The sequence below is a fragment of the Teichococcus aerofrigidensis genome (assembly GCF_054073225.1).
In genome coordinates this window covers 1-9,712 of record NZ_JBSXMU010000116.1, presented here as the reverse complement: position 1 = coordinate 9,712, position 9,712 = coordinate 1, and the positions used below count along the sequence as shown (strand labels likewise).

Sequence of the window (9,712 nt, the reverse complement as noted above, 5' to 3'; positions counted from 1 at the left end):
CGCCGCGCCCTCCCGGCCGGCGGGCGCCGGCCCAAGCCGCGCCGCCGCAGGGCGCCGGCGGCGGGGTGTTGCAGGACATCCTCTTCGGCAGCGGCGGCGGGCGGCGCGACAGCCCGGTCGGCGCCCTGGCCAAGTCGGTGGCGCGCAGTGTGGGATCCCAGGTCGGCGGCCAGATCGGACGTGCCCTGGTACGCGGCATCCTGGGATCGATCAGCAAGCGCTGAGGCCCGCTGCCGTCGCGGGCGGGCCTTCCGGCGCTCAGGCGCCGTCGCGTCCCGGGCGGCGGCGGAAGGCGTCCAGGCTGACCACCTGGGCGGGACTCTCGGCCTCCTCGGCCGGGGCGGCGGCGGGCAGCTCCTCGGCCTGCTCGGCCATGGGGACGGGTTGTGCCGCCTGCGCCGGCTCCCGCGCGCTGGACTCCGCCGAGGGGAAGCGAAGCCCGACCCGGACATGAGGATCCCAGAAGGCGGTGAGCGCCGCGATCGGGATGACCAGCGTGGCCGGCACACCGCCGAAGGACAGGCCGGCGGTGACGAAGCCCTGGCTCCGGTCCACCTTCAGGTCCCAGAACTGGTGCTGGAGGACGATGGTCATCTCCTCCGGATAGCGGGCCTTGAGATGCGCGGGGATGGAGACACCGGGAAGATCGGTGCGGAAGGTCAGGTAGAAGTGATGCTCGCCGGGCAGGCCGTGCTCGCTCGCATGGTCGAGCGCGCGCAGCGCGACCTCGCGCATCGCGTCCTCGGTCCAGCTGTCATAGGGGAGCAGACTCTCGGTCTGCCTCGTCTCTTCGGTCATCGGTCATATCCCGGCAGACGCTTCAAGGTAGACCCCCATACCGGAAGTCTCGGGCGGCCGGGAAGTGGGCCCCCGGCAAGAATCGCCTGACAGGAATCGAGAGGACCCGGGCGGGGTTGCCTCGTCTGCGCGGAAGTGGGGGGATTCTGTTGCCCGGTTCCCCCCGGACCGCGCTTACCTATGGTTAGGCAGCGAGCGCCATGGTCTCGCGACCATTATCGTTGGCACTTGTGATATAGCCCGATAACGGCGGTACAATGCCGGGCAAAAGACATGGCTTTACCACGCGCGTCGAGCCTGTTTCGCCCCCCTATGGTGGAGGCGCCGGGCACTGCCCCCGGGTCCGCAACGCTTATTCCACATGCCGTTTATCGCCATAGCCACCCGAAGGTGAGCAAAGCGCATATAGGACATTCCTCTGCCGATTGCGAGAGGGGAGGCGCCTCCGCCGGTGCCCTGTTCCCGGGCATGCTCTGTTCCCTTGGGGCGCCCGACGGGCTATGGGCAGGCGCCGGGCCGGTCCGCCGGCCCGCCACACCCTGGCTCAGCAAGGCGGTTCCATGGCGCTCACCCCATCCCAGCTTCAGGACCTCGCCGAGGCCAAGGCCTTCCGCGCCGAGACCCGCCGCCCCACCGTGCCGGCGCTGGAGGCCATGCTCTTCGAGCCCGTGCCGGTGCTCGACCACGGCTTCGTCCGCGTCATCGACTACATGGGCGACGACGCGGCGGTGGTGCAGGCGGCGCGCGTCTCCTACGGGCGCGGGACGCGGGCGGCGAATGAGGACCGGGGGCTGATCCGCTACCTGATGCGGCACCGCCACTCGACCCCCTTCGAGATGTGCGAGATCAAGTATCACGTGAAGCTGCCGATCTTCATCGCGCGGCAGTGGATCCGCCATCGCACCGCCAATGTGAACGAGTATTCGGCGCGCTACTCGATCCTGGACCGGGAGTTCTACCTGCCGGCGCCGGAGCAGCTCGCCGCGCAGTCGGCCAGCAACCGCCAGGGCCGCGGCACGGTGCTGCAGGGCGCCGAGGCCGAGCATGTGCTGCGCCTGCTGCGGCAGGACGCCATGACGACCTACGATCACTATGCCGAGATGCTGAACGAGGACGAGGCCGGTCAGCCGGCCGACCCCGCCCGCCAGGGGCTGGCGCGCGAGCTGGCGCGGATGAACCTGACGCTCAACACCTATACCCAGTGGTACTGGAAGACGGACCTGCACAACCTGCTGCATTTCCTGAGCCTGCGCGCCGATGTCCATGCCCAGTACGAGATCCGGGCCTATGCCGAGGCGATGATGCGCTCGCTGGAGGCCTGGGTGCCGGCGGTGGCCGAGGCCTTCCGCGACTACCGGCTCGGCGCGGTGACGCTGTCGGCGCAGATGCTGGCGGTGGTGCGGCGACTGCTGGCGGGCGAGGCGGTGGAGCAGGGCGGCAGCGGGCTCTCGAAGCGGGAATGGCGGGAGCTGATGGAGCAACTGGGCCGTCCCGCCTGATCCGCCGCCATGGCACCCGCCCCGCGCAACGGCACCGGTGGTGCCTCCACGCCGCGCCGCGTCCCGGGCCGCCCCTCTGGCCGCCCCCGGACGGCGCCGGCCCGGCGGGGGGCGCGCCGCCTGCGGGCGCCCTTCGCCGCCCTCTCCGGCTTCCTGCGCGATTTTCCCTGGCGCCGCTGGATGGCCGTGCTCATCTGCGTGGGCGTGCTGCTGATCGGCGTGCCGCTGGCGCATGCCCTGGTGGGCGATCTCGGGGCCCTGCTGCTGCTGACCGGGCTGGGGGGCTTCGCTCTCGGCCGGGCCACCGCGCGGCGGCCGTCGCCCCCGGCCCGCAAGCCGCGCGGCCGTGCCTGACGCCGCTTTGACGAGAAGGAGAACCCGATGGGTTGGGTGGTGCTCTTGCTGCTGCTGATCGGCTTCCCGCTGATGCTGGTCTTCGCCGCGCTGTCGCTCAGCCTCTGGCTGGTCTGGGCGGTGCTGGGCCTGGTCTGGGCGGTGCTGACCTTCCTCTTCCACGATCCGGCCACGGCGCTGTTGATCGTGGCGGCGCTGTTCATCGGCTACCGCTACGGCCGCCGGCGGCAGGATGGGGTCCCCCGGGACGGGAGGCTGCCGCGCGGCCACTGAGCCGCGCGGCGCCGCCGTCACTCCACGATGATGCGCGGCCCGGCGGGCGCGGCGGTCAGCTTGGCCGACAGCCGCCGGGCGATGGCGCGGTAGCTCTCCGCCTCGTGGCTCTCGGGGCGCGCCATGACGATGGGCGTGCCGGCATCGGCGAGCTGGCGGATCTCCAGCTTGAGCGGCAGCTCGCCGAGGAACTCGACGCCCATCCGCTCCGCCTCCGCCCGCGCCCCGCCATGGCCGAAGAGATCGGCGCGGTGGCCGCATTGCGGGCAGCAGTAGTAGGACATGTTCTCGATCAGCCCGAGCACCGGCACGTTCACCTTCTGGAACATGCGGACGCCGCGGCGGGCATCGATCAGCGCCACGTCCTGCGGCGTCGAGACGATCACAGCGCCGGCCAGCGGCACGCGCTGGCTCATGGTGAGCTGGGCGTCGCCGGTGCCGGGCGGCATGTCCACCACCAGCACGTCGAGCGGCCCCCAGTCCACCTGGCCCAGCATCTGCTCCAGCGCGCCCATCACCATCGGGCCACGCCAGATCATCGCCGTCTCCGGCTCGACCAGCAGGCCGATCGACATGGCCCGGAGCCCCCAGCGCTCCACTGGCTCCAGCCGGCCGGCCGCGGCGCGGGGCCTCTCCCGCAGGCCCAGCATCTGCGGCAGGGAGGGGCCGTAGATATCGGCGTCCAGCAGGCCGACCCGCTTGCCGTCGGCGGCCAGGGCGACGGCCAGGTTGACCGCCGTCGTGGACTTGCCGACGCCGCCCTTGCCCGAGGCGATGGCGACGATGGCGCGGACATCCGGCAACAGCATCTGCCCCTGTCCGGGGGGCGGGCGGCTGGAGCGCGCCGGGCCGGCGGGGGCGGCCGCCGGGCGCGGCGGAACGCCCTGGCCTGCCTCCTGGCCCCCCTCCCGACCGCGGCCAGGCGTCGGCGCGTCGCGATGCGCGGTCAGCACGCAGGTGGCCGAAAGGACGCCGGGCACCGCCGCGGCGACCCGCTCGGCGGCGGCGCGGAGAGGCTCCATCTGCCGCGCCCGCTCCCGCGGCACCGTCAGCGTGAACTGCACCATCCCGTCCCGCGCCGAGAGGCCCTGCAGCATGCCCGAGGCCACCACGTCCTGCCCCGTCTCCGGATCGTGCACCACGCGGAGCGCCGCCCGTACCGCCCGCGCCAGGGGAGGTTCCGAAGGATCTGCCGCGGGAGTCGCGACGGCGTCAGGCATTGCTTGAAAACCCCTCTTCTGCGGACAATATCGGCCCGGCCCTCGCCATTACGTGATGTTCATGCATTGCGCCATGGCCCGGACAGGGCGACATATGGGCCGGCCCTGTCGCGCATGCATCCGCCGTGCGCAAGTACCGGGCGCCAGGACACGGATGCTGAGGGAGTAGAGCCAGTTTATGCCATGGAACAGTAGCGGCGGATCCGGCCAGGGCGGCAGTCCCTGGGGCAATCCTCGCCCCGGCGGTCCCTGGGGTCAGCCGCCCCAGGGCGGTGGCTCCGGTGGCCGGGGCCCTGGCGGCGGGCCCGATCTGGACGAGGCTATCCGCCAAGCGCAGGAGGCGCTGCGCCGCATCCTGCCGCGCGGCGGCCGTGGCAGCGGCAAGTGGATCGGGATCGGCCTGGCCGCGCTGCTGGCGGTCTGGGCGGCGAGCGGGCTCTACCGGGTGCAGCCGGACGAACAGGGCGTGGTCATGCGCTTCGGCGCTTTCAACCGCACCACCGCTCCGGGCCTGAACTACCGCATCCCCTGGCCCGTCGAGAGCGTCACCACGCCGCGCGTGACCCGCATCAACCGCATCGATGTCGGCTTCCGCGCCGCCAACGACTCGCCCCTGACCCGTCCCGTCTCCGCCCGCGACGTGCTGGAGGAGAGCCTGATGCTGACCGGTGACGAGAACATCATCGACATCGACTTCGCGGTGTTCTGGCGCATCCGCGATGCGGGGGAATACCTCTTCAACACCCGCAACCCCGACCAGACGGTCAAGCTGGCGGCGGAGAGCGTGATGCGCGAGGTTGTCGGCCGCACCCCGATCCAGCCCGCCCTGACCGAGGCGCGGGCGCAGATCGAGCAGGCGGTCCGCACCGGCACGCAGTTCATCCTGGACCAGTACGGCTCCGGCATCGAGCTGACGCAGATCCAGCTCCTCAAGGTCGAGCCGCCGTCCGAGGTCATCGACACCTTCCGCGACGTGCAGCGCGCCAATGCCGACCGCGAGCGGATGCGCAACGAGGCCGAGGCCTACCGCAACGACATCATCCCCCGCGCCCGCGGCGAAGGGCAGCGCATGATCCAGGAGGCCGAGGGCTACCGGGAGAGCCAGGTGGCCCGGGCGCGCGGTGAGGCGGCGCGCTTCGTCAGCGTGCTGAGCGCCTATCAGACCGCCAAGGATGTCACCATCCGCCGGCTGTACCTGGAGACCATGGAGGAGATCCTGCGCCGCAATCCGACGCTGGTGGTGGATGACCGCCTGCAGGGCGTGGTGCCCTACCTGCCGCTGGACGGCTCGACCCCGGCCGCGCCGCGCCAGCAGCAGCAGACGCCGCCCGCTCCGCCCTCGGCGCTCAGCGTACCGCAGGCCCGCCCGCAGGGAGGCGCCCGATGAACCGCATGATGCTGCTCGGCGGCGTCGTCGTCGTCGGCCTGGCCGCCGCCGCCTCGGCGCTGTTCACCGTGCACCAGACCGAGCAGGTGCTGATCACCCAGTTCGGCGAGCCGATCCGGGTCATCGAGAAGCCCGGCCTGCACGCCAAGCTGCCCTTCATCCAGTCGGTGATCAGCTTCGACCGCCGGCTGCTGGACTTCGACGCGCCGGGCGAGGAGGTCATCCTCGGGGACCAGCGGCGCCTGATCGTGGACAGCTTCACCCGCTTCCGCATCACCGATCCGCTGGTCTTCTTCCAGACCTCGGGCGCGCAGGAGGCGGGCATCCGCGGCCGGCTCTCCTCGATCGTGGTCTCGTCGCTGCGCCGGGTGCTGGGCAACGAGCCGCTGCTCGCCGTGCTCTCCTCCGACCGCGCGCGGATCATGAGCGAGATCCAGCGGCAGGTGAACGAGGAGGCGCGCCGCTTCGGCGTGGCCGTGGAGGATGTCCGCATCCGCCGCGCCGACCTGCCGGAGGAGAACACCCAGGCGATCCTGTCGCGCATGAAGTCGGAGCGCGAGCGGGTGGCGCGCGAGGCGCGCGCCGAGGGTGCGGAGGTAGCGGCGCGGGTGCGCGCCGGCGCCGACCGCGAGCGCACCGTCATCCTGGCCGAGAGCCAGGCCCAGGCGGACACGCTGCGCGGCCAGGGCGACGAGGAGGCGATCCGCATCTTCGCCGGCGCGTTCCAGCGGGATCCGGAGTTCTATGGCTTCTACCGCACCATGCAAGCCTACCGGGACGCCTTCTCGGAGGGTGAGGCGCGGCTGGTGCTGACCCCGGATTCGGAGTTCTTCCGCTACTTCCGGCAGAGCCAGCCCGGCATGCCGACACCCGGCCTGACCCGGCCGGAGGCTCTGGGGGCGCAGCCCGCGCCGGCCGACTGAGCCGGCCAGCGGCATGACGCTGACCGAGCTGATCGCCGGGGTCGCGGTGGTCGTGGCGCTGGAGGGGCTGCTCTACGCGGCCTTTCCGGACGCCATGCGCCGCGCCCTGGCGGGCATCCTGGCCGTGCCGCCCGAGCGGCTGCGGATGACCGGCCTGCTGGTGGCCGTGGCCGGCGTCGCACTGGCCAGCTTCCTGGTCGGCGGATAACCGATCCGTTACACGGACCGGCCTTGCTGGTGCTTCGTTACCCCGGTGCGGCGGGGGACGCTCTTTGTAACAGCTTTTCCCGCCTTTGGGGTGGCCTGCCACCTTCCTGATCTCTCTCCGGCGCCCCATTCTCCAGGTCATGCCGGGCAGCCGCCCGGACACCGTCCTTTCGCCGCACAGCGAGGAATGCCGATGCGTCTCGCCACCCTTCTCCTGAGTGCCACGGTTGCCGCGGCGCCTCTCGCCCTCTCGCCCTCCGTCCTGGCGCAGCCCGCCACCGTGGCGCCGAACGCGCCCAGCGCGCCGGGCCCGGTGGCCACCACGCCGGAGAGCTTCGCCCCGCTGGCGCGCAAGCTGCTGCCGGCCGTGGTCAACATCCAGACCAGCCAGACGCTGCAGGCCCGCGCCGGGCGGCCGGACGCGCCGGAGATGCCCCAGGCCCCGCCGGGCAGCCCCTTCGAGGAGCTGTTCCGCGACTTCTTCGAGCGCAACCGCCCCGGCGGCCCGGGCGCGCGTCCCGGCCAGCCGCCGCGCCGCGCGCAGAGCCAGGGCTCGGGCTTCGTCGTCGACGCCTCCGGCATCATCGTGACGAACAACCACGTCATCGACGGCGCCGACGAGATCAACGTGGTGCTGCAGGACAACACCACCCTGCGGGCCGAGCTGGTCGGCGTCGACCCGCGCACCGACATCGCCGTGCTGCGCGTCAAGCCGGAGAAGCCGCTTCCCGTCGTGCCCTTCGGCGATTCCGACAAGGCCGAGGTGGGCGACTGGGTGCTGGCGATCGGCAATCCGCTGGGCTTCGGCGGCAGCGTGACCTCGGGCATCGTCTCGGCGCGCGGCCGCAACATCAACGCCGGTCCCTACGACGACTTCATCCAGACCGACGCCGCCATCAACCGCGGCAATTCCGGCGGCCCGCTGTTCAACGTTCAGGGCGAGGTGATCGGCATCAACACCGCCATCGTCTCGCCCTCCGGCGGCTCGATCGGCATCGGCTTCGCCATTCCCTCCAATCTGGCGAAGAACATCGTCGCGCAGCTGCGCGACGACGGCCGGGTGCGGCGCGGCTGGCTGGGTGTGAACATCCAGCAGGTGACCGAGGAGATCGCCGAGAGCCTGGCCCTGCCGGGCGGCGCGCAGGGCGCCCTGGTGGCGCGCGCGCAGGAGGATGGCCCGGCCGCGAAGGCCGGCATCCGCAACGGTGACGTGATCCTGCGCTTCAACGGGCAGGATGTGCGCGAGATGCGGCAGCTACCGCGCGTCGTCGCCGAGACCAAGGTCGGCAGCAAGGTGCCCGTCGAGCTCTGGCGCGGCGGCAACCGGCAGACCGTCGAGGTCACCGTCACCGAGCTTCCCGCCGAGCAGCAGGCCTCCGCCGGCAGTCCGCAGCAGGCACGGCCCGGCAGCGGCGCGGTCGAGCTGTCGGGGCTGGGCCTCAAGGTGGCGCCGCTCTCGCCCGAGACGCGCGAGCGCTTCAGCCTCGGCGAGGAGGCGAAGGGGGTGGTCATCACCGAGGTGGCGCCGAACAGCAGCGCCGCCGAGCGCGGCCTCAACGCCGGCGACCTGATCGTGGAAGTGCAGCAGAACCGCGTCACCACTCCGCAGGAGGTGCAGGAGCAGCTCACCCGCCTGCGCCGGCAGAACCGGCCGAGCGCGCTGATGCTGATCGAGAACGGGCAGGGCCAGCGTTTCGTGCCGCTGCGCCTGGGCCGGGAGCCCGGCAGCCCGGGCTGACGATGCGGGCCGGGAAGGGACCAAGCCTCTTCCCGGCCGCCTTCTCCGCGGGGCCGGGACCCTGCGTCAGCGCTGCCCGGAGCCCGCCGTGACGAACTCGGCGGCGCGGTAGCCCTGGACGAAGAGCAGGGCGCGCAGATCCGCGTGATCCACCCGCGCCCGCGCCGCCGCCGCCACCACCGGCTTGGCGCGGAAGGCGATGCCGAGGCCCGCCGCGCCCAGCATGGCGAGGTCGTTGGCGCCATCGCCCACCGCCAGGGTGTCGGAGAGCGGCAGGCCGAGATCGGCCGCGAGGCGCTTCAGCGTGGCGAGCTTGGATTCGCGGTCGAAGACCGGCTCCTCGACGCCGCCGGTCAGGGCCTGGCCGTCATCCAGCAGGATATTGGCGTGGTGGCTGGTGAAGCCGAGCTGCGCCGCCACGCGGCCGGTGAACCAGGTGAAGCCGCCGGAGGCGAGGGCGCAATGCGCGCCGTGCGCGACCATCGTGCCGACCAGCTCGGCGGCGCCGGGCATCGGGTGGGTCTGCCGCCAGGTGGCCTCCAGCGCGGAGAGGTCGAGCCCCTTCAGCATGGCGACGCGCTGGCGGAGCGCGGCGGCGAAGTCGATCTCGCCGTTCATGCTGCGGCGCGTGATCTCGGCCACCCGCTCCTTCACCCCCGCATAGGCCGAGAGTTCGTCGAGCGTCTCGCTCTGCACGATCGTGCTGTCCATGTCGGCGATCAGCAGCCGCTTGCGGCGCCCCGCCGCCGGCTGGGCGATGGCATCGGCGGGGGCGCCGTCCAGCGCGCCGCGGGCGGCGGCGACGGCCTGCTCCGGCGCCAGCCCGTCGAAGGGAAGGTCCAGCGCCTCGGCCTCCGAGAGCCAGTCCGGCGTGCCGGTATCGGCGCCGAGCGCCATCAGCGCGGAGCGGACCCGCGCGGCGAGGGGCGCCGGCAGCTGGCCTGCGGGCGCGATCAGGGTCAGAACATTCTGCATGCGCGGCGGACCATGCCGCCCGGACGGGACGGGATCAACAGGCGATGCGTGACGCTTTGGCGGTGCTGGTGGCGGGACCGACGGCGAGCGGCAAATCGGCGCTCGCCCTGGCCCTGGCGGAGCGCCTCGGCGGCGTGGTGATCAACGCCGACAGCATGCAGCTCTATGCCGGGCTGGCGGTGCTGACGGCGCAGCCCGCGCCGCGGGAGAGGGCGCGCGCGCCGCACCGGCTCTACGGCGTGCGCGACCCGGCGCTGGCCGGCAACCTCGCCGAATGGCGCGGCCTGGCGCTGGCCGAGATGGCGGCGGCGCGCGACGCCGGCCGCCTGCCCATCCTC

Annotated in this window: 11 protein-coding genes, 1 other RNA gene and 1 pseudogene; 9 read left to right on the top strand and 4 right to left on the bottom strand. The window is 72.5% G+C overall.

Annotation, left to right across the window (positions count from 1 at the left end; genetic code table 11):
* Window positions 1–224 (top strand): annotated as a pseudogene (locus ACVMLK_RS17490) (ATPase); the annotation flags it as partial.
* 34 nt (window positions 225–258) lie between these two features.
* On the opposite strand, the gene ACVMLK_RS17485 reads toward ACVMLK_RS17490, so the two are convergent.
* Together ACVMLK_RS17485 and ssrA are read right to left on the bottom strand one after the other, a co-directional pair.
* Window positions 259–798: an SspB family protein gene (locus ACVMLK_RS17485; RefSeq protein WP_457487130.1), complete on the bottom strand. Its 540-nt coding sequence runs from the start codon at window positions 796–798 to the stop codon at window positions 259–261.
* Between the two features lie 134 nt (window positions 799–932).
* Window positions 933–1,233: a transfer-messenger RNA gene (ssrA, locus tag ACVMLK_RS17480) on the bottom strand.
* Window positions 1,234–1,358: 125 nt separating this feature from the next.
* Between ssrA and thyX the strand changes: the two genes are divergently transcribed.
* From thyX to ACVMLK_RS17465, 3 genes are read left to right on the top strand one after another with little or no spacing between them, the layout of a single operon-like run.
* Window positions 1,359–2,297, top strand: coding sequence for an FAD-dependent thymidylate synthase (thyX, locus tag ACVMLK_RS17475; protein ID WP_457487129.1), 939 nt, complete (start codon window positions 1,359–1,361; stop codon window positions 2,295–2,297).
* 9 nt (window positions 2,298–2,306) lie between these two features.
* Window positions 2,307–2,651 carry a hypothetical protein gene (locus ACVMLK_RS17470; protein WP_198366122.1) on the top strand — a complete coding sequence of 115 codons (345 nt, stop codon included), beginning with the start codon at window positions 2,307–2,309 and terminating at the stop codon, window positions 2,649–2,651.
* Between the two features lie 27 nt (window positions 2,652–2,678).
* A complete protein-coding gene (locus ACVMLK_RS17465) occupies window positions 2,679–2,924 on the top strand; it encodes a hypothetical protein (protein ID WP_198366123.1) in 246 nt (81 codons plus the stop codon).
* A 17-nt stretch (window positions 2,925–2,941) separates the two neighbouring features.
* Here the strand turns inward: ACVMLK_RS17465 and ACVMLK_RS17460 are convergent, their stop codons facing one another.
* Window positions 2,942–4,144: an Mrp/NBP35 family ATP-binding protein gene (locus ACVMLK_RS17460; RefSeq protein WP_198366124.1), complete on the bottom strand. Its 1,203-nt coding sequence runs from the start codon at window positions 4,142–4,144 to the stop codon at window positions 2,942–2,944.
* A gap of 178 nt (window positions 4,145–4,322) precedes the next feature.
* Between ACVMLK_RS17460 and hflK the strand changes: the two genes are divergently transcribed.
* The 4 genes from hflK (at window position 4,323) to ACVMLK_RS17440 (ending at window position 8,399) form a co-directional block, all read left to right on the top strand.
* Window positions 4,323–5,531: an FtsH protease activity modulator HflK gene (hflK, locus tag ACVMLK_RS17455; protein WP_457487128.1), complete on the top strand. Its 1,209-nt coding sequence runs from the start codon at window positions 4,323–4,325 to the stop codon at window positions 5,529–5,531.
* Window positions 5,528–6,454 carry a protease modulator HflC gene (hflC, locus tag ACVMLK_RS17450; protein WP_457487127.1) on the top strand — a complete coding sequence of 309 codons (927 nt, stop codon included), beginning with the start codon at window positions 5,528–5,530 and terminating at the stop codon, window positions 6,452–6,454. Before hflK ends, hflC begins: the two co-directional genes overlap by 4 nt.
* A gap of 13 nt (window positions 6,455–6,467) precedes the next feature.
* Window positions 6,468–6,662, top strand: coding sequence for a DUF2065 domain-containing protein (locus tag ACVMLK_RS17445; RefSeq protein WP_198366127.1), 195 nt, complete (start codon window positions 6,468–6,470; stop codon window positions 6,660–6,662).
* A gap of 192 nt (window positions 6,663–6,854) precedes the next feature.
* On the top strand, window positions 6,855–8,399 hold the full coding sequence (locus ACVMLK_RS17440) for a DegQ family serine endoprotease (protein WP_198366128.1): 1,545 nt from the start codon (window positions 6,855–6,857) through the stop codon (window positions 8,397–8,399).
* 66 nt (window positions 8,400–8,465) lie between these two features.
* Here ACVMLK_RS17440 and serB read toward each other — a convergent pair whose 3' ends face one another.
* Window positions 8,466–9,374, bottom strand: a complete 909-nt coding sequence (gene serB, locus ACVMLK_RS17435; RefSeq protein WP_198366129.1) for a phosphoserine phosphatase SerB — start codon at window positions 9,372–9,374, stop codon at window positions 8,466–8,468.
* A 44-nt stretch (window positions 9,375–9,418) separates the two neighbouring features.
* On the opposite strand from serB, the gene ACVMLK_RS17430 reads away from it, so the two are divergent.
* The coding region (locus tag ACVMLK_RS17430; protein WP_457487126.1) for an isopentenyl transferase family protein at window positions 9,419–9,712 on the top strand (294 nt) is incomplete at its 3' end.